17 protein-coding genes and 1 pseudogene are annotated in these 17,792 nt (G+C 53.1%); 13 read left to right on the top strand and 5 right to left on the bottom strand.

Going from position 1 to position 17,792, the window contains the following annotated elements; all coding sequences use genetic code 11:
- Positions 1 to 333: 333 nt before the first annotated feature.
- Positions 334 to 1,299, top strand: coding sequence for a L,D-transpeptidase family protein (locus L1X57_RS00690; protein WP_009722475.1), 966 nt, complete (start codon positions 334 to 336; stop codon positions 1,297 to 1,299).
- Here the strand turns inward: L1X57_RS00690 and L1X57_RS00685 are convergent.
- Genes L1X57_RS00685 through L1X57_RS00670 form a run of 4 tightly spaced genes read right to left on the bottom strand, consistent with a single transcriptional unit; the run spans position 1,292 to position 4,874 of the window.
- Complete coding sequence (locus L1X57_RS00685; RefSeq protein ID WP_234667854.1) at positions 1,292 to 1,996, bottom strand: response regulator transcription factor; 705 nt, start codon at positions 1,994 to 1,996, stop codon at positions 1,292 to 1,294. The genes L1X57_RS00690 and L1X57_RS00685 overlap by 8 nt on opposite strands.
- On the bottom strand, positions 1,993 to 3,528 hold the full coding sequence (locus L1X57_RS00680) for a PAS domain-containing sensor histidine kinase (RefSeq protein WP_009722477.1): 1,536 nt from the start codon (positions 3,526 to 3,528) through the stop codon (positions 1,993 to 1,995). The genes L1X57_RS00685 and L1X57_RS00680 overlap by 4 nt, the downstream gene beginning before the upstream one ends.
- A 6-nt stretch (positions 3,529 to 3,534) precedes the next feature.
- On the bottom strand, positions 3,535 to 4,218 hold the full coding sequence (locus L1X57_RS00675; protein ID WP_009722478.1) for a 2OG-Fe(II) oxygenase: 684 nt from the start codon (positions 4,216 to 4,218) through the stop codon (positions 3,535 to 3,537).
- Complete coding sequence (locus tag L1X57_RS00670; RefSeq protein WP_009722479.1) at positions 4,215 to 4,874, bottom strand: CoA pyrophosphatase; 660 nt, start codon at positions 4,872 to 4,874, stop codon at positions 4,215 to 4,217. The genes L1X57_RS00675 and L1X57_RS00670 overlap by 4 nt, the downstream gene beginning before the upstream one ends.
- 94 nt (positions 4,875 to 4,968) lie before the next feature.
- Here L1X57_RS00670 and L1X57_RS00665 point away from each other — a divergent pair, with 94 nt between their 5' ends.
- Entirely contained in the window at positions 4,969 to 5,526 is a 558-nt protein-coding gene (locus L1X57_RS00665; protein WP_009722480.1) for an NUDIX hydrolase, read from the top strand.
- Positions 5,527 to 5,553: 27 nt separating this feature from the next.
- Here the strand turns inward: L1X57_RS00665 and L1X57_RS00660 are convergent.
- A pseudogene (locus L1X57_RS00660) lies at positions 5,554 to 5,866 on the bottom strand (NGG1p interacting factor NIF3).
- 114 nt (positions 5,867 to 5,980) lie between these two features.
- Between L1X57_RS00660 and L1X57_RS00655 the strand changes: the two are divergent.
- The 11 genes from L1X57_RS00655 to L1X57_RS00605 all read left to right on the top strand — a co-directional run bounded on the left by L1X57_RS00655 (position 5,981) and on the right by L1X57_RS00605 (position 17,483).
- Positions 5,981 to 6,934: a sugar-binding transcriptional regulator gene (locus L1X57_RS00655; RefSeq protein ID WP_009722482.1), complete on the top strand. Its 954-nt coding sequence runs from the start codon at positions 5,981 to 5,983 to the stop codon at positions 6,932 to 6,934.
- A gap of 164 nt (positions 6,935 to 7,098) precedes the next feature.
- Positions 7,099 to 8,421, top strand: coding sequence for an ABC transporter substrate-binding protein (locus L1X57_RS00650; protein WP_009722483.1), 1,323 nt, complete (start codon positions 7,099 to 7,101; stop codon positions 8,419 to 8,421).
- Positions 8,422 to 8,499: 78 nt separating this feature from the next.
- The gene (locus tag L1X57_RS00645; RefSeq protein WP_009722484.1) at positions 8,500 to 9,390 is read left to right on the top strand and encodes a carbohydrate ABC transporter permease; all 891 of its coding nucleotides are present in this window, start codon (positions 8,500 to 8,502) and stop codon (positions 9,388 to 9,390) included.
- A gap of 31 nt (positions 9,391 to 9,421) precedes the next feature.
- Complete coding sequence (locus L1X57_RS00640; RefSeq protein WP_009722485.1) at positions 9,422 to 10,276, top strand: carbohydrate ABC transporter permease; 855 nt, start codon at positions 9,422 to 9,424, stop codon at positions 10,274 to 10,276.
- Between the two features lie 11 nt (positions 10,277 to 10,287).
- Entirely contained in the window at positions 10,288 to 11,445 is a 1,158-nt protein-coding gene (locus L1X57_RS00635; protein ID WP_009722486.1) for an ABC transporter ATP-binding protein, read from the top strand.
- A complete protein-coding gene (locus L1X57_RS00630; protein ID WP_009722487.1) occupies positions 11,442 to 12,140 on the top strand; it encodes an HAD family hydrolase in 699 nt (232 codons plus the stop codon). Before L1X57_RS00635 ends, L1X57_RS00630 begins: the two co-directional genes overlap by 4 nt.
- Positions 12,124 to 12,909, top strand: a complete 786-nt coding sequence (locus tag L1X57_RS00625; RefSeq protein ID WP_009722488.1) for an L-iditol 2-dehydrogenase — start codon at positions 12,124 to 12,126, stop codon at positions 12,907 to 12,909. The genes L1X57_RS00630 and L1X57_RS00625 overlap by 17 nt, the downstream gene beginning before the upstream one ends.
- Positions 12,910 to 12,916: 7 nt before the next feature.
- A complete protein-coding gene (locus tag L1X57_RS00620) occupies positions 12,917 to 13,537 on the top strand; it encodes a nucleoside/nucleotide kinase family protein (protein ID WP_009722489.1) in 621 nt (206 codons plus the stop codon).
- Positions 13,538 to 13,574: 37 nt separating this feature from the next.
- On the top strand, positions 13,575 to 15,062 hold the full coding sequence (locus tag L1X57_RS00615) for a mannitol dehydrogenase family protein (protein ID WP_009722490.1): 1,488 nt from the start codon (positions 13,575 to 13,577) through the stop codon (positions 15,060 to 15,062).
- Positions 15,062 to 16,546 carry a xylulokinase gene (xylB, locus tag L1X57_RS00610; RefSeq protein ID WP_009722491.1) on the top strand — a complete coding sequence of 495 codons (1,485 nt, stop codon included), beginning with the start codon at positions 15,062 to 15,064 and terminating at the stop codon, positions 16,544 to 16,546. The genes L1X57_RS00615 and xylB overlap by 1 nt, the downstream gene beginning before the upstream one ends.
- Before the next feature lie 91 nt (positions 16,547 to 16,637).
- A complete protein-coding gene (locus L1X57_RS00605) occupies positions 16,638 to 17,483 on the top strand; it encodes a fructosamine kinase family protein (RefSeq protein ID WP_009722492.1) in 846 nt (281 codons plus the stop codon).
- Positions 17,484 to 17,792: the final 309 nt, after the last annotated feature.

Raw genomic sequence — 17,792 nt, 5'->3', positions numbered from 1 at the left:
GTTCCTGTTGGTGATGAGTGAGGCCCCACACGTTGCTGTGCGCAGGCACTTATAAAGGTAGGTGCTGCGCGCTGTATTGCAATGCTAATAAAGAACTCTTAATTAAGATCAATTCAAATGCGCGTCAGCGTTAAACCAGGACGTGTTAGATTTATTAATAAACGTTAAAATCACCCTCAGCGAAATGTCCCATTCACGTTGGGCAATGAGATTACTGCGACAGTCTGTCGAATTGACCCATCCAGACCCCTTGTCCATATTCGTACGCAAATCCCCCACAGCAGACTGCCTCACAGCAGATAGTGCCTTGGGTCATATAATAAAGGAGACCCCATGACGTTTATCGCGCGGTATCAAACGCTTCAACAGGTTAAAAAATTGTGGGCTAGCAGCGTCGCCCTGGGTGCTTGGCTGTTTGCATCCGGTGCTGTTGCCAGTGAGAGCGAGTTACCCAAAGGCCACTTTTTGCTCCCTGATGAGGGTAATATGGTGGGCGAGATGTATACCGTTGCGGCAAAAAAAGAGGATACCCTGCTCGACATCGCCCGTGAGCATAATGTGGGTTACGAAGAGATTCGTATGGCTAATCCGGATACGAGTATCTGGATACCAGGCGAAGGGACTGAGGTGACGATTCCCGGCCAATATATTCTGCCGGACGAGCCGCGGACTGGCATTGTGATTAATGTCGCTGAGCTACGTCTCTATTATTATCCAGAGGTGGAAGAGGGCAAAGCGCCACGGGTAGAGACCTATCCCATTGGAATTGGACGCGATGCGTTCAACACGCCGCTGGGCATTACTAAGACCACCATGCGCCTGGAGAATCCTGCATGGTACCCACCTGAATCTATTCGCCGAGAAGCTGCCCAGCGCGGCGATCCTGCGCCAGCAGTGGTTCCGCCAGGTGAGGATAATCCTTTAGGGCAATACGCTATTTTGTTGGATATCCCAGGCTACCTCATTCATGGCACTAATCAGCCCGACGGTATTGGCATGCGCGCTAGCCGGGGCTGTATTCGTATGCACCCAGAAGACATTGAGTCTGTGTTCTGGCGCATTCCGGTAGGCACGCAGGTGAATATTATCGACACACCTGTCAAGGTGGGCTGGGGTAGTAACGGTAACGCCTATGTTCAGGCTTTTACGCCCACGGATGAGCAGAGTTTCGGTATGGAAACGCTGCTAGAAGTGGTCAGTCTAATTGAGGCCCATGAAGGTGATGAACACAGCATTGATTACGAGCAGGTGCGTAATGTGCTGGAAACAGCCAATGGCCAGATTGTTCCACTTAGCTAGGTTGTTCGCTATCAATATGGGTGGCGCTGAGCGGAGAAACGAGCTCTAACGCCACCGCTTGACGCACCAGCTCTGCCAAATTTGCAGCGTGCATGGCCTTCATTGCTCTTAGCCGGTAGACCTCGACGGTTTTACCACTAACTGCCATGTGTTCGGCAATTTCACGACTGGTCATGCCTTCTGCTACATGAATCACAATGCGCTGCTCTTTCGGGCGTAGGGATTGGTAGCGTGCCCGCAGCAGTGCCAGCTGTTGTTTAGCCCGCCGCTGTTGATGGGCGCTGCCTAACGCCTGTTGCACGCTGTCAATCAACTGCTGATGGTTAAACGGCTTTTCGATAAAGTCAAAAGCGCCATTTTTCAGTGCAGCCACCGCCATAGGAACATCACCATGCCCTGTCATCATAATGACGGGCAGGGAAGCGCCTTGATCAACCAGCTGTTGCTGCACTTGAAGACCACTCATTCCCGGCATACGAACATCAAGCAGTAGCGCGCCTAGTTCATCATGTTGGTTAGCTAAGAATTGCTCGCCGCCGTGAAACGCCTGAGCGGTTAATCCGACTGACTCGAGCAGCCAAACCAGCGATTCGCGCAGTGCCTGATCATCATCAACAACCGCAATAATGGCGGTAGATTTTCGTTCAACACTGCTGGTCATTACTGGCCCCTGGTGATGCACTGATTGCGCGATCATGCGCTTGTTTCTGTGCGAAGTGTTATATCAAAACATGCGCCTTTCACGCTTTGCTTAGGGCGTAGAGTAAGCGCACCCCCCATGCTTTCCATTAGCGAACGGCTAATTGCGAGCCCCATTCCCAACCCTTCATCGCGCGTGGTGAAAAAGGCATCAAAAATAGTGTCTTGGTGGGCTGGCGCTACACCTGGACCTTGGTCTTCAACGCTAAGGGTCAACTGCCGATTGCCGCTTTTTTGCGCGGATACGATGACCTGACTGGCGCCGAGGGTGTCACGGCTAGCGGTTAGCGCATTGAGCAATAGGTTAACGATTACTTGCTCAAGGGCAATAGGGTCCGCATAAATACGTGGCAACCCGTGCGGCAGCTGTTGGGTAAGTTGAACAGATGCTTGCTTATACTGCCAGTCACACAGTTGAAAGGCGGCGGCAATGACCTGTTCAAGCACCAGGGGCCTGACGCAGTGGCTTCGCTTACGCACAAAGCTGCGCATATGGCGGAGTCGCTGGGCAAGACGCTGCACCTGCTCGTCAATGCGGGCCAGTGGCAACTGTAGCTCGCTAGCGGGCAAGTTTGGCGTGTGCTTCGCTTTCAAAAGAGCACCGCTGGTGTAGTTGGCGATAGCGCCTAGGGGCTGGTTGAGTTCGTGGGCAATATTAGACGCAAGCTCTCCAGCGGCGGCTAACCGGTTGGCGTGGGCAATTTGTTCCTGGTGCCGACGTGCCTGAGCTTCGGCAGCTTTACGCACGCTAATATCGCGATTAATTAGTGCGAAGTGCCCAGGCTCCGCCCCTCGGCTGCGGTGAGTAAGCACGACACTAAGCACGGGAACGGAGCCGTTCGCGCTGAGCATTTCTAGCTCGCCGCTCCAGGAGCCATAGCGTTCAACGGCAGGGAATACCACCTGTTCCAGTAGTGCCAATGAGTCAGCTTGATAAAGCGCTGATAGGTCAACTTGCATTGCATCTCGTGGGAGTGAGAAACAGCGTCGAGCTGCTTCGTTGGCGCTGAAAATATGCTGGTTAGGCCCTAAAAAGAGCACGTAGTCGGTGGTAGATTCGACCACCTGGGCTAAGCGCTCTCGCGTTGCTTCGGCATGAACTCGCCGGCTCACGTCCCGAGAGACACATAAAATATCAATTAGCTCACCTGTGGCAGCATCTCGGCGGGTTCGGCTGGTGGTCTCAAACCAAACATAGTGGCCTGCTTTAGCCCGAAACCGATACGTTTGCTGATAAAAACCATCGTGATAGTAGACCCGAGGTGATTTGTTCAGTAGATCGCTTAAATCGGCGGGATGGAACAGCTGATACGCCGACACGCCAATCAGCTCTTCCGGTTCGTAGCCCAGTAAATCTCGCGCGGCCTGGGAGGCATATAAAAAAGTACCGTCACGAGCATGGCGAGATATCAGATCAGTGGTACTTTCTGCCAGCCACTGATAATGACGCTTCTCTTCTTCCAACGCTGCGTTTTGTGCTTCCAGTGCCTTGATCCTGGCGTTTAGTGTAGCTTCGTTAACGGTATCCATAGCGATTCAGCGCGCCGGGTCGAGCACACCACCCAGCGAGGCATTGCGCCTAAACCAGCCGGCAATGCTGGCCCGTGGCTGCTGAGTGGGCAGCACCTCATGGGGAATGGTTTCGGATAAAAAGCAGGCAAACGTACCGGCTTCAGGCATCACTCGGGCGACTTCCTGAGTAGGGGTGTCAGGGTGATAAATGACCATCTCTCCGCCGCCATCCGTGGGCCACTGAGGGTTTAGGTAACCGACGGTGGAAATAACCCGGTTGGCTCGCCCACGGAAGCTATCCAGGTGGCGTTGATAAAACGCGCCTGGGGGGTAATGGGCAAAGTGTGCCTCGTACTCAAATAACCCAAGGAAAAGCGCCTGATTGAGGGATTGCTGGAGTTCTGCCATGGCGTCAAGATAGCGGCGTTGGGCTTCGCTTTCCCTATCCAACCAGTGAATGGCATCACCGCGAATATCTTTGCGAAGGTGATGCTCTTTGCCACGGCCAATGCCCGCCTCATCGAGTACATCATGTTCAGCCATATGGTGCAGCTCACGATGCAGCGCTTGGCAAAGTTGAAGGTCTATTACGTTGTTACCCACGTACCAACCTTGCTCAACGAGCGCATCAACCAGTGCAATATGGGCAATAGGGTTGATCGCGGGTGGGCTATGTGCCGGGGAGTTAGGCGCTGCAGAGGCAATCATTTTATGGTTCTCTTAGTCGGCATGCGAGCTGCTTTCGGCAGGCGGCTGCTTCTTTCAGGATAGTGACGTAACGCCCCAGGAGGGCGCCGGTAGAGATCAATAGCCATACCAAAACCTTCCGCCAACAGTTCTACCAGCATCATTGCAGAAAGCCCCCAAATGACGTGGCCATCGACATGGTAGCTGGGTACATAGTGATCAACGCCATCCACCGTGATTACATCGGTGTGGGTGCGCTTATCGTCTAGAAAATGGCTGAGGGGAACTTCAAAAATAGTGTCTAGTTCGGAGGGATCTGCTACCAGAGGTAAATCTGGCGGGATAATACCGACCCATGGGGTTACTCGTATGCCGTGCAGTGAAATAACGTCTGATAACCTTCCCAAGGGTTGTACAAAGGAGGGCGCTAGCGCAATCTCTTCTTCTGCCTCGCGAAGAGCCGTAGCATAGAGATCGGCATCACAGGCCTCGCGTTTGCCACCTGGAAACGCAACTTGGCCACTGTGAGTGCTGAGATGGCTAGCTCGCCGTGTAAACAGCAGTGTGGGCGAGGGACGCTCAACAATGGGCATCAGCACGGCAGCCTCTGGCATCACAACGTGGTCTAGTCGTTGAGGAGAGTGCTGTTGCAGCTGTTTGCGCAGTTTCTCTAACATAGGGCTTCCATTTGCTTTGTTCTCTTTTACCCAGCAGCGGTGATTGACGTCAAGTACGTCAAAGCCTTACCCCATCAGCCGTAGAGAAAACGCGATGAATTTTTGTAGTCAATGTGGTGAAAAAGTCCGTTTTGCTGTTCCTGAAGGCGATGACCGTTCGCGCTATTTATGCGATGCCTGTGGCACTATTCATTACCAGAATCCGCGGATTGTTGCGGGTACGTTGCCGGTGATTGACGATAAAATATTGCTGTGTAAACGGGCGATTTCCCCTCGCAAAGGGTATTGGACACTACCCGCGGGTTATATGGAAAACGCTGAAACCACGCAGCAGGCCGCCGCTCGCGAAACCTGGGAGGAAGCCTTTGCAGAGGTCAAGCTGGAGGGTTTATACACGCTCATTGACCTGCCTCATATCAATCAAGTGTATATGATTTTCCGAGCTGAGCTTCTGGGTGGTTTTAGCGCAGGTCCTGAAAGCTTAGAAGTAGCGCTGTTCGAAGAGCATGAAATTCCCTGGGATGAGCTTGCTTTCCCAACGATTGAGCGCACCTTGCAGCACTTTTATGAAGACCGTAAAAGTGCTCACTACCCATTACACATTAGCGCGATTACTCCTGAAGATAGAGAGCGCTATTTTGGCAGTGCCTAAGCTCTTTTAATGCAGTGTATCGCCGAATTACAGATCGGCCAGTTGCCAAACATCATAGGCCACCTCTTCATAGGGGTGGGCTAGCTTCAGAGCCGCAATGGCTGCCCGTATATGTTCATCGCGGCAGACAAGCTCAACCTTTACTTCTTCGACAATTTCAAGTGACCCTACGTGACCCAGGTGTGGTTGCGCACCCTCCAGCGGGCGGAACTGGCCGGTGCCGCGAGTTTGAAAACAGCAGGCTTCATAATCACCAAGTCGGCCAGCCCCTGTTTCAAAGACCGCTTCTTTAACACTCTCGGCATCTTCAATGAGGACAAAAAAAAGCCAGTTTGTACATATCAATTGATCTCCTAAATCATAAACTATAGCGGAAGAGTCCTATCTGAACGGAGAAAGGGCGATAAGACGTTAGTGTGATGATATTTCAATTTACAGAGTAGTGAGTCAGTCAATGGATAAGTTTGAGATAAAGCTTGATCAGGCGGCCAGGGCTGCTTGGATGTCGTATGTGGGGGGCATGACTCAGGATGATATTGCCAGCCAGTTAGGCGTCTCTCGGCCAGGTGTCCAGCGCCTTTTAGCCCTTGCAAGGCAAGAAGGATTAGTGAAAGTTCATATTGATCATCCAATTTCTACTTGCATGACATTAGGCAGCGCGCTGCGGGACTATTTTGGATTGTCTTATTGCGATGTGGTGCCTGCCGATAGTCAAGCGCCTGACAGTGCTGCGTATTATCTTGCTGTGGCAGGCGCAGAGCGAATGGCACGGTTAGTGGAGCGCAGCGATCCCTTAACACTTTCGTTAGGCACCGGACGCTCTGTTAGGGCGGCTGTTGAAGCCCTGCGCCGTACCGAACGCCCTCAGCATCGGTTTGTATCTCTGGTGGGAAACGTCGCAAGGGATGGCTCGGCTAACCGCTATGATGCGGTCATGCTTCTTGCTGACAAAACGGGCGGCGAACGCTTTTTACTGCCTGCGCCTGTGGTTGCGGAGTCGTTGGCTGAGAAAGAGGCCATGCTTACACAGCGATTATTTAAAGCGATTGCTGATGTGGCGCGCGAATCAGAAGCGGCATTTATTGGAGTAGGAAGAATCGACCGCCAAGCCACATTATTCCAAGACCACTTTATTAGTGAAAGCGAGCTAGATGAGCTATTAAGCCTTAAAGCTGTTGGTGAATTGCTTGGTTGGCCGCTGAATGAGCGCGGTGAGATTATTGATTGCTCGATTACAAGGCGCGTGACCAGCCTTCCACTAGAGCGTTTTGGAAAGCACCTGATGGTAGCGATAGCGGGGGGGCACGATAAAGCACCCGCGATCTTAGCCGCATTACGTGGTGGCTGGTTAAAGGGGCTGATCACTGATGAAATTGCAGCACGGCATATCGTTGACGCTATCACTTAGTGATCAATAGTGCATTGCAACATGCAAGTCAATGAATGAATTAGCGTAAAGTCTAAGGTCGTAAGCTTTGCTTTTTTTGGCTTTACATACGATCATTTGTTCGATCAATGATCAAAGTGATCAATTTAATAATAATACCAATATCTGCCAAGGAGAAACGCTTTATGCGTCTCACACGCCATTTGCCTATTGCCACGTTAGCCGCTGCTATTGCTGGCGCGGGAACCGCAAACGCCCAAACTGAAATCACTGTGGCCACAGTCAATAACAATGACATGATGATTATGCAGAGCCTGACGGATGCGTTTGAAAACGCCCATCCTGATATCACGCTTGACTGGGTGGTATTGGAGGAAAACGTACTTCGTCAGCGAATGACCACCGATATTGCGACGAGCGGTGGTCAGTTTGATGTGATGACGATTGGCACGTATGAAGTGCCGATTTGGGCAGAACGCGGTTGGCTTGAACCGCTTGATAACTTGCCAGACGACTATGCGATAGACGATTTACTGGCCTCTGTTCGTGATGGTCTTAGCTTAGATGGCACGCTTCATGCACTGCCGTTCTATGCTGAAAGCTCAATGATGTATTACCGCAAAGACCTGTTTGAGCAAGCGGGTATCGAAATGCCCGAGCAGCCAACCTGGGAACAGGTGCGTGGTTGGGCCGAGCAGCTGCATGGTTCTGAAGACGGTTTAGCGGGTATTTGCTTGCGTGGTAAACCTGGCTGGGGTGAAAACATGGCGTTTGTCTCTACGCTAGTTAACACCTTTGGCGGCCGCTGGTTTGATGAACAGTGGAACCCTGAACTCACTTCCGAAGCCTGGGTAAGCGCTGTTCAGTTCTACGTTGATTTACTAAATCACTATGGGCCTCCAGGAGCAAGTTCCAACGGCTTTAATGAAAATCTGGCACTTTTCTCACGTGGCAACTGCGCGATGTGGGTGGATGCCACGTCAGCCGCTGGCAAACTCTATGATGAGCATGAGTCCGACGTGGCAGAGAGTCTGGGCTTTGCACCGGCTCCTATTGCCGAAACCCCCAAAGGATCGCATTGGTTATGGTCTTGGGCGCTGGCGATTCCAGAGTCTTCCGAGAACAAAGAGGCTGCACGCGAGTTTATTACTTGGGCAACCTCACAGGAATACATAGAACTTGTGGGTGAAACTAACGGCTGGACTAACGTCCCTCCCGGCACCCGCAAATCTACTTATGCAAACGAGCAGTATATGGAAGCGGCACCATTTGCTGGTTTCGTACTTGAAGCCATTCAGAATGCGGATCCTACCGATTCTACTCTAGAGCCAAATCCTTATGTCGGTGTGCAGTTTGTTGGTATTCCTGAATTCCAATCGATTGGAACGCAAGTGGGGCAGTCCATTGCGGCAGCGTTAACTGGGAGCGATACGGTAGCCGAGGCGCTAGAGGGTGCTCAACGCGCGACCGAGCGCACTATGCAACGAGCTGGCTACATCGAGCGATAAAAATCAACGTCTGCCTCACCGTTGGGCAGGCGTTTAATGGATGTTTCCTAGCAGATCAGCTTTTTGGCAGGTACTCCCATGAATAAAACACGTGCTTCTGGCCGTACGGTCGGTGGGCTACGAACGCTCTCGCTTCAAGCTCCCGCGGTAACGCTACTATTGCTCTGGATGATCGTGCCATTGGGCATGACTATCTGGTTCTCACTTCAGCGCTATAACCTACTAATGCCCGGTATGTCTGGCTTTGCCGGGGTAGAAAACTACGAGTATCTGTTAACCGATCCAGCCCTTTGGTCTGCCATGGGCACAACGCTACTACTGGTTGGCTGGGTGTTAGCTATTACGGTTGTTGGTGGCACCTTGCTGGCAGTGTTATTTCAGCAAGAGTTTGCAGGGCGTGGCATTGCCCGAGTGTTGGCAATTTCGCCTTTTTTTGTGATGCCCACGGTTAGTGCCTTGGTATGGAAAAACATGATGATGCACCCTTCCAACGGGGTGCTGGCATGGCTGGCTGAGTCGTTAGGGCTACCTGCACTGGATTGGTTCTCTTCGCTGCCGCTGACCTCAATCATCATTATCGTGGCATGGCAATGGCTACCATTTGCGTTACTTATACTGCTGACCGCCATGCAGTCATTGGATGAAGATCAAGTAGAGGCTGCGCGCATGGATGGCGCAGGCCCTATCGCGATTTTCTTTTTTATCACGCTGCCACATCTAAAACGGGCGATTAGCGTGGTGATCATGATCGAGATGATCTTCTTGATGACCATTTTTGCGGAGATTTTTGTCACCACAGCCGGTGGCCCGGGGCTTGCTACAACAAACTTGGCCTATCTCATTTATATCCGGGCATTGCTTGATTTTGATGTGGGGATTGCCTCCGCGGGTGGCGTGATTGCGATTATTCTCGCCAATATCGTCGCCATTTTCCTTGTCCGCATGGTCGCCAGGAACTTAGAAGAGTGACTCTGTATCAGGGCGTCTTGGGAGCATTTCAATGACAATACAACGTACTAGCGTCGCACCACCGGCAGTGCGATCTCTACCCGCTAAGCAGTTGCTGCTTACACTGGTGGGTTGGTCGATAGCGCTAATTATCTTTTTCCCCATTCTATGGATGGTGCTGACAGGGTTTAAAACGGAGGCAGCGGCAATTGCCGATCCGAGCTTTATTTTTTCACCCACGCTTGAAAGTTATCAGGCGGTACAGGCCCGTTCTGGCTACACACGCTTTGCGCTGAATAGTGTGGTAGTGGCGTTTGGCTCTACGTTCCTGGCGCTACTGATTGCGATTCCTTCTGCTTATGCGATGGCTTTTTTGCCCACCAAGCGAACCAAAGGCACGCTGCTATGGATGCTGTCTACCAAAATGCTGCCGCCCGTCGGCGTATTGGTACCGATTTATCTGATTTTTCGCGATGTTGGGTTACTGGATACGCGCACTGGGCTGATCATTATTTACACCCTGATGAACCTGCCCATCGTGGTATGGATGCTCTACACCTTCTTTAAAGATATGCCGAAAGACATCCTTGAGGCTGGGCGGATGGACGGTGCTTCTACGCTACAGGAAGTATTTTTCCTGCTACTGCCGTTAACCCTGCCGGGCATTGCCTCTACGGGGTTGCTATCGGTGATTCTGAGTTGGAACGAAGCGTTCTGGAGTCTCAACCTTACTTCTTCTAATGCGGCACCATTAACTGCGTATATCGCTTCCTTCTCAAGCCCTGAAGGCTTGTTCTGGGCCAAGCTGTCGGCGGCTTCCACAATGGCCATTGCCCCCATCCTGATTCTTGGCTGGATGACCCAAAAACAAATGGTGCGTGGCCTGACCTTTGGCGCCGTCAAGTAAAGGAGTTCCTAATGGCAACCTTACAACTGAAAAATATTACCAAGCAGTTTGGCGATACCAAGGTCATTAAAGGCATTGATTTAGAGGTCAACGATCGTGAGTTTGTGGTCTTTGTTGGCCCGTCGGGCTGTGGTAAATCCACGCTGATGCGCATGATTGCCGGCTTAGAGAGTGCAAGCGACGGTGACATCTTGATCGATGGCCAGCGCATTAATGATGTAGGGCCAGCTGACCGTGGTTTAGCGATGGTGTTTCAGAGCTATGCGCTTTATCCGCATATGACCGTGGAAGGTAATATGGGCTTCAGCATGCGTTTGGCGGGTGTCCCTAAGGAGGAGCGTCGCGCCAAAGTGCTGGAAGCGGCGAAAATTCTCCAGCTTGAACCGCTTCTTGACCGTAAGCCAAAAGCCTTATCTGGCGGACAGCGTCAGCGTGTAGCGATTGGTCGAGCGATTGTGCGTAATCCCAGCATCTTTCTGTTTGATGAGCCGCTTTCTAACCTGGATGCGGCGCTGCGAGTGCAGATGCGTATTGAGCTGGCACGGCTGCATGAAGAACTAGATGCCACGATGATTTACGTCACCCACGATCAGATAGAAGCCATGACCATGGCTGATAAAATCGTTGTGCTACATGATGGCGTGGTGGAGCAAGTGGGCTCGCCAATGGCGCTCTACCACCATCCGCGCAATCGCTTTGTGGCGGGCTTTATTGGCTCACCGAAAATGAATTTTCTACCGGTGTCGTTGACTGGCGTAACGCCTGAAGGTGTAGCGATTCGTCTGCCCGGCGGCGGTGAGCGCAGCGTGCCGGTTGATGGTGCACACTTGGATGCTAACGCCACCCTTGAGCTGGGTGTTCGCCCAGAACACTTAGTACTTGATGAGCAGGGGCCGCTGAGTGGGCAGATCAAAGTGCTTGAGCGCCTCGGCGGTCAAACCTCGCTCTACGTTCAAATGGACGATGAGCTGATCACTATTATGGCTGATGGCGATGTGGCTTATCGGGTCAACGATACCGTGCGCTTTGGTTTTGCCCCCGAGCGTGCCCATCTGTTTGACGAAGGCGGGTTAGCCCTGCCTAGCCTGCAGCAGCACCCGTTGGCAAGCCTGACCCGTCAAGATAACCGCGCGGCTACGGAAGCAGCCTCTCCAGGGGAGCAGGTATGAAAGCGCTGATTTTTGATTGTGACGGCGTCCTGGTGGATAGCGAAGCACTCGCTGAAGAGACCCTGGAAACCCACCTTGGGCAGTGGCTGCCGGATCTGGATATCCCGACGTTGCTTAGCCAAGCCTTGGGTATGACGACGGCCAACATCCTCCAGCATCTGGAACAGCTAAGCCGCCACTTATTGCCGCCCAATGCCGCTGAACTGGTCGATAACGCCATAGAGGCGCGCTTGGTGAGGGAATTAACCGCCATTGCAGGGGTGCATGCAGCCGTCAGCGGGATCGATTTACCCAAGGCTGTCGTGTCGAATAGCCGCCGTTGCCGCGTGCTGGCATCGCTCGCCACTACCCAACTGAACGGCGTGCTAGGCGATGTGCCGATTTTCACCGCCGAGCAGGTTGAAAACCCCAAGCCGGACCCCGCTATTTATCACTTAGCGGCCCGTTCTCTTGGCTGCCCACCCAACCGCTGTCTGGTGGTAGAAGATAGCGTGGCAGGGGTAACCGCTGCTTATGCTGCAGGCATGCGAGTGATTGGTTTTGTGGGAGCGAGTCATATAGATGAACAACAGTCCTCACGGTTACTAGCGGCGGGCGCTTGGCGAATTTTACCCCATATGCGCGGACTTCACGCTTTAGTAGACGAGTGGCAATCCCATTTGCAAGGACAAGATAACAATGAAACTGCTCAATAAACGCGCCGTTATCACAGGCGGTGCCCGTGGTATCGGGTTAGCCATAGCTCAGCGCTACCTCGCCGAAGGGGCGAATATCATTGTGGCCGACATCGATGCCAACGCCATTGACGATGCGCTCGCCACGCTGCAACAAGACGCTAGTGCCGAGCGCGTGATGGGTGTCGTGCTGAACGTGTGCGACCAAGCCTCTATCAACGCCATGGTGGAGTGCGTTACCGAGCGATTTGGCGGGATTGATATTTTGGTCAATAACGCCGCGGTGTTTGATATGGCACCGGTGCTCGAGGTGACGGAGGCCAGCTTTGACAAGCAGTTTGCGGTGAATGCTAAGGGGCTATTTTTTACTCTACAGACCGTGGCTCGCGCCATGGTGGCACAAGGGCAAGGGGGGAAGATTATTAATATGTCTTCCCAGGCGGGGCGGCGCGGTGAGCCACTAGTAAGCGTTTACTGTGCCAGTAAAGCGGCGGTAATCAGTCTTACCCAATCCTGCGGGCTGGGTTTGATTAAACATGGCATTAACGTTAATGGCATCGCGCCAGGGGTGGTAGATACGCCCATGTGGGAAGAAGTCGATGCATTGTTTGCGCGCTATGAGAACCGCCCGCTGGGCGAGAAAAAGCGTTTGGTTGGTGAGGCCGTTCCATTTGGCCGTATGGGGCTTCCAGAAGACCACACTGGGGCGGCTGTGTTTCTCGCCAGCCAGGATAGCGATTACGTGGTCGCCCAGACGCTGAACGTTGATGGTGGTAACTGGATGAGTTGATACGCCTATGAACCCTGATCTTGCGTCATTAAGCCACCAACTGATCCATGCGGCAGAAGGAAAAGCGCGCTTTATGGTCGCGATTGCAGGCCCTCCGGGGGCTGGGAAATCTTATCGTAGTGAATTGTTGTGCGATGCCATCAATCGGCACTTGCCAGGGCAGGCTGCTGTGGTACCCATGGATGGCTATCACTTCGATAACGCCGTGCTAGAGAGTGATCAACTACCGCTAAAGGGGGCACCAAATACCTTTGATGTAGACGGTTTGCATCATGATTTAACACGCATTCGTCAGACGGACAAGCCAGTAGCGGTGCCTGTATTTGATCGACCGTTGGATCTCGCTCGAGCCGGAGGGCGGTTGATTACTCCAGCGCACCGCATTGTGATTGTAGAAGGTAATTACTTGCTGCTGGATCAAGAACCCTGGCGGGCGTTGCACAAGCTGTTCGATTGGACGCTATTTATCGATGTGGACGATGCCGTACTGGTTGAGCGGTTGGTGAATCGCTGGCTCTGCATGGGCCAAGATCATATCGGCGCCCTCGAGCGTGCTCATCAAAAAGACATGCTTAACGCTGAACTTGTAAAAAGCGGCAGCGTGCCACCTGACCAGCGCTGGCGCTAGGACGCGGCGTGCCTAACAAATGACCCGGAGAGTGACGATGACCCAGCTTAATAATCACAACATGGGTGCCCTCAGCGCGGCGGTTGAGACGCCTTCTTATGATCGGCAGTCCGTGACGCCAGGCATCGTGCATATTGGCGTCGGTGGTTTTCATCGTGCCCATCAAGCGATGTACCTTGACGCGCTAATGAACCAGGGGGAGGCGTTTGAATGGGGCATTGTGGGAGTGGGAGTAATGCCTGACGATAAGCGTATGCAGAAGGCCCTGGCTGCGCAAGACTACCTTTATACGCTCGTGGTGAAGCACCCCGACGGCGAGTATCAGCCCCGTGTGATCGGCAGTATGGTGGATTACCTGTTTGCGCCAGAAGACCCCGAAGCAGTGATCGAAAAAATGGCCGATCCCGCCATCAAGATTGTGTCGCTCACCGTGACGGAGGGGGGCTACAACTTCCATCCGGTGACCGGAGAATTCAATCTGGATTCTCCACTGGTGCGTGACGACCTTGCCCACCCCGAGCAGCCTTCCACCAGCTTTGGCTTAGTGGTGGAAGCTCTGGTTCGCCGCCGGGCACGGGGCATTGCACCTTTTACGGTGATGTCCTGCGACAATATTCAAGGTAACGGTGACGTGGCTAAGCGCATGTTCAGTGCCTACGCCCGTGCCCGCAGCGCGGGACTTGGCGACTGGCTAGCTGCCGAAGTGGCGTTTCCCAATGCCATGGTGGATCGCATCACGCCAGTGACAGCGCCCGTGGATATCGACGAGCTGGCCCAGCGGTTTGATATTGAGGATGCTTGGCCAGTGGTATGTGAGCCATTTACCCAATGGGTGTTGGAAGATCACTTTCCTTTGGGTCGCCCAGCGCTTGAGAAAGTAGGCGTTCAACTTGTCGATGATGTAGAGCCTTATGAGCTGATGAAGCTACGACTGCTCAATGCCAGCCATCAGGCGCTTGCTTATTTCGGCTACTTAGCAGGCTACCGTTACGCCCATGAAGTGTGCCAAGACCCGCTGTTTGTTGAGTTTTTGCTGAGCTACATGCGTGAAGAGGGCACGCCTACGCTGGCACCAGTGCCAGGGGTGGATTTAGAAACCTATCGGCTGACCCTGATTGAACGCTTCGCCAACCCGCAAATTAAAGACACTCTGGTACGACTATGTGCTGAAAGCTCTGATCGCATCCCCAAATGGCTCGTGCCTGTCATTCGCCAGCAGCTCGCCCAAGGAGGTGAGATTGAGCGCAGCGCCGCCGTGGTCGCCAGTTGGGCACGTTATGTTGAAGGCGTCGATGAGCAGGGAGAGGCTATCGATATTGTGGATCGCCTGCGTGAACCATTGATGGCTATTGCCACCAACAACCGCAAGAACCCCGCTGCGTTTGTCGAGAACCGCGAGCTGTTTGGCGACTTGGCTGACCAGCCTCGCTTTCTACATGCTTATCTAAAGATATTGACGTCGCTGCATGAACGGGGAGCACGGGCTACTCTTGAGACTCTGGTCGCGTCCAAAGGAACGTTGTGATGTATATCGGGGTAGATTGCGGTACGCAGAGTACTAAAGTCGTGGTAGTCGATGTGGAGCGCGGTGTGATCCTGGGTGAAGGCAGTCGTTCCCATGGCCTAGACGAGGGAGAGCATGGCCGCCGGGAGCAGGCACCAGCAGAGTGGCTGGCAGCGCTCAAAGGGGCTTTTTTTCAAGCGATTGAGCGTTCTGGTATTGATACCAAGCAGGTGCGGGGGATAGGCGTTTCCGGACAGCAGCACGGCATGGTGGCACTGGATGCAGATGGCGTGCCGGTGTATCCCGCCAAACTGTGGTGCGATACCGAAACTAGTACTCAAAATAACGATTTAGTGGCTCGGCTTGGAGGCGAAGCGGGCTGCCTGGAGAAGCTTGGTCTGGTATTACAAACCGGCTATACCGCGTCTAAAGTGGCGTGGCTGCGCGAAAACCACCCTGATGCCTACCAGCGTATAGCCACTCTGCTACTGCCCCACGACTACCTCAACTTCTGGCTGACTGGTGAGCGAGTCACTGAGGCGGGAGATGCGTCGGGCACCGGTTATTTCGATACGCGTGCCCAATGCTGGCAGAAAGAGGTATTTGCAGCCATTGCGCCGGAACTTGACCCTGATCGTGTGCTGCCTCGCCTTATCCAGGCGCATGAGCCAGCAGGGCGAGTATGCCCGCTAGTGGCGCAAGAGCTAGGGCTTCATGATGATGTGGTGGTGTCTTCTGGCGGCGGCGACAACATGATGGGCGCAATTGGCACCGGTAATATTACTCAGGGGCTGGTGACGCTTAGTTTAGGTACGTCCGGCACGGTGTGCGCCTACTCACCTGATTCGGTGGTGTGCGACAGTGCCATGGTGGCCAATTTTTGTGCCAGCCATGGTGGTTGGCTGCCGCTTATTTGTACGATGAATGTTACGTCCGCCACGACTAAGGTGCGCGAACTGTTTGGGTTGGACTTAACCGCGTTTGGTAAGCAAATAGCGAGTGCCCCAGTTGGGGCGGAAGGTATTACCGTACTGCCGTTTTTTAACGGCGAACGGGTGCCGATGCTGCCCAATGCAACTGGCGACTTCCTTGGCTTGACCAGCCTTAATATGACTCAAGCTAACCTCTGCCGAGGGGTGATGGAAGGCGCTACCTTTGGCCTGCGCTATGGTTTGGAACTATTAGGTGAGCTAGCTGCAGGCACCAGTCAGATTAGGCTGATTGGCGGCGGTGCCAAGAGCCCAGTTTGGCGGCAAATGGTGGCTGACATTACTAATACCCAGGTAATTTGCCCAGAAATCACCGACGCTGCTGCACTAGGTGCTGCCATTCAGGCGGCTTGGTGCGATTTACATCAGGAAGGCGTTACTTTGGCATCGCTTTGTGAGCGCTTGGTGCACCTTAATACCGCTTCCCTTGCGGACCCTGATGCTGGCCGTGTTACTGCTTATGAAGTGATTTATCAGCGTTATCGCGAGGCGCTTGCTCAGCGTCATGGTATTTAATAATGCGGACTGCCTAGAAAGGTATTGCTTTGCCTTGTACCGTTTAAGGAGAGATACAGAGAGTATACGCGACGCTTGAGCGGAGAGAGTCATGGATACCATCTTGCGCGATCTGCTAGATACGCTAGGGTTAATCCCCACTGATAAACTTCAGCCACTCAGTGGTGGTGATATAGCCGCTGTTTACGCCTTAACTACCCGCCAAGGGCAAGTCGTTATTAAACACGATGATTCAGCGCGACTACTTGGAGAAGCAGAAGGGCTTCGCACACTAAAAGGAGCGGGTACTTCACTAGTGATACCCGAGGTGCTGGGGGAGTCGATGGGCTGGCTGGTGATTGAGTCGCTCGACACCAAACCCGCAAACGCCCGCAGTAGCGCTGCCTTGGGCGAGGGGCTACGTGAGCTGCATGGCGTGATAGGTGATGCCCATGGCTGGCATCAGAACAATGCGTGCGGACGTACGCCCCAATCTAATTCCCCGCTGACAGATGGCCGGGCGTTTCAGCGCGAACGGCGTCTGCTGCCTCTGAGCCAAGCGTGCTATCAGCAGGGCCTGCTGGATGCCGCGTTACGCAGCCGTATTGAGCGCCAAGCAGGCCAGCTAGAAACATGGCTGCCAGATTCGCCTGCCACTCTTATTCATGGAGACCTATGGTCGGGCAATGTGCTGACGACCACTAGAGGGCCTGCACTAATCGACCCTGCTGTTTATCGCCATTATCCCGACGTTGACCTAGCCATGCTGACCCTGTTTGGGGCGACAGGTGCGCCTTTTTTCGATGCTTACTGGGACGGCGATAAGCCAGCCGACTGGCCAAGACGAGAAGCGCTGTTTCAGCTTTATCCGTTGCTTAATCATCTGCTGTTATTTGGTTCAGGGTATCGCAGCGCCGTTGAACGTTGTGTGGCCACGTTGGAAAATTTTGAGGATTAATGTGTCAGCGTTTGACGGAGCAATAGTGGTGATGGTGCTGCTTTTCTCGCTTTATTAGCTATCTGTTTGGATTGCCAATCACTGTCGCATGTTGTTGAGAGACTCAAACGCTCACTTGAGTTAGCGTGTTATTACATTAGCTGTAACACAGTTCACTTAATATTCGAGTGAGCAAAAGGAGCGCTAAAAAACTGCATGCTCATGGGGCTTTGAACTAAGGTAAGAGAGAGTCTTGCGCAGTGCGGCTATTTATATGTGACGCTGTTCATATATTTAGGTTAAGTTCAAGCCTAGCATACATACATGAAT

This window comes from Halomonas sp. TD01 (assembly GCF_923868895.1).
In the GTDB taxonomy this organism is placed as follows: Bacteria; Pseudomonadota; Gammaproteobacteria; order Pseudomonadales; family Halomonadaceae; genus Vreelandella.
Note: the sequence above shows the minus strand (reverse complement) of the source record. Positions and strands in the feature narration are given on the sequence as shown.

Excerpts from the sequence above, each read along its gene's own strand:
- L1X57_RS00675 (WP_009722478.1), bottom strand. The coding sequence starts at position 4,218 with ATGATTGCCTCTGCAGCGCCTAACTCCCCGGCACATAGCCCACCCGCG.
- L1X57_RS00665 (WP_009722480.1), top strand. The coding sequence starts at position 4,969 with ATGAATTTTTGTAGTCAATGTGGTGAAAAAGTCCGTTTTGCTGTTCCT.
- L1X57_RS00615 (WP_009722490.1), top strand. The coding sequence starts at position 13,575 with ATGACCCAGCTTAATAATCACAACATGGGTGCCCTCAGCGCGGCGGTT.
- L1X57_RS00645 (WP_009722484.1), top strand. The coding sequence starts at position 8,500 with ATGAATAAAACACGTGCTTCTGGCCGTACGGTCGGTGGGCTACGAACG.
- L1X57_RS00625 (WP_009722488.1), top strand. The coding sequence starts at position 12,124 with ATGAAACTGCTCAATAAACGCGCCGTTATCACAGGCGGTGCCCGTGGT.
- L1X57_RS00650 (WP_009722483.1), top strand. The coding sequence starts at position 7,099 with ATGCGTCTCACACGCCATTTGCCTATTGCCACGTTAGCCGCTGCTATT.
- xylB (WP_009722491.1), top strand. The coding sequence starts at position 15,062 with ATGTATATCGGGGTAGATTGCGGTACGCAGAGTACTAAAGTCGTGGTA.
- L1X57_RS00630 (WP_009722487.1), top strand. The coding sequence starts at position 11,442 with ATGAAAGCGCTGATTTTTGATTGTGACGGCGTCCTGGTGGATAGCGAA.
- L1X57_RS00620 (WP_009722489.1), top strand. The coding sequence starts at position 12,917 with ATGAACCCTGATCTTGCGTCATTAAGCCACCAACTGATCCATGCGGCA.
- L1X57_RS00640 (WP_009722485.1), top strand. The coding sequence starts at position 9,422 with ATGACAATACAACGTACTAGCGTCGCACCACCGGCAGTGCGATCTCTA.
- L1X57_RS00635 (WP_009722486.1), top strand. The coding sequence starts at position 10,288 with ATGGCAACCTTACAACTGAAAAATATTACCAAGCAGTTTGGCGATACC.
- L1X57_RS00680 (WP_009722477.1), bottom strand. The coding sequence starts at position 3,528 with ATGGATACCGTTAACGAAGCTACACTAAACGCCAGGATCAAGGCACTG.
- L1X57_RS00655 (WP_009722482.1), top strand. The coding sequence starts at position 5,981 with ATGGATAAGTTTGAGATAAAGCTTGATCAGGCGGCCAGGGCTGCTTGG.
- L1X57_RS00690 (WP_009722475.1), top strand. The coding sequence starts at position 334 with ATGACGTTTATCGCGCGGTATCAAACGCTTCAACAGGTTAAAAAATTG.
- L1X57_RS00685 (WP_234667854.1), bottom strand. The coding sequence starts at position 1,996 with ATGATCGCGCAATCAGTGCATCACCAGGGGCCAGTAATGACCAGCAGT.
- L1X57_RS00605 (WP_009722492.1), top strand. The coding sequence starts at position 16,638 with ATGGATACCATCTTGCGCGATCTGCTAGATACGCTAGGGTTAATCCCC.
- L1X57_RS00670 (WP_009722479.1), bottom strand. The coding sequence starts at position 4,874 with ATGTTAGAGAAACTGCGCAAACAGCTGCAACAGCACTCTCCTCAACGA.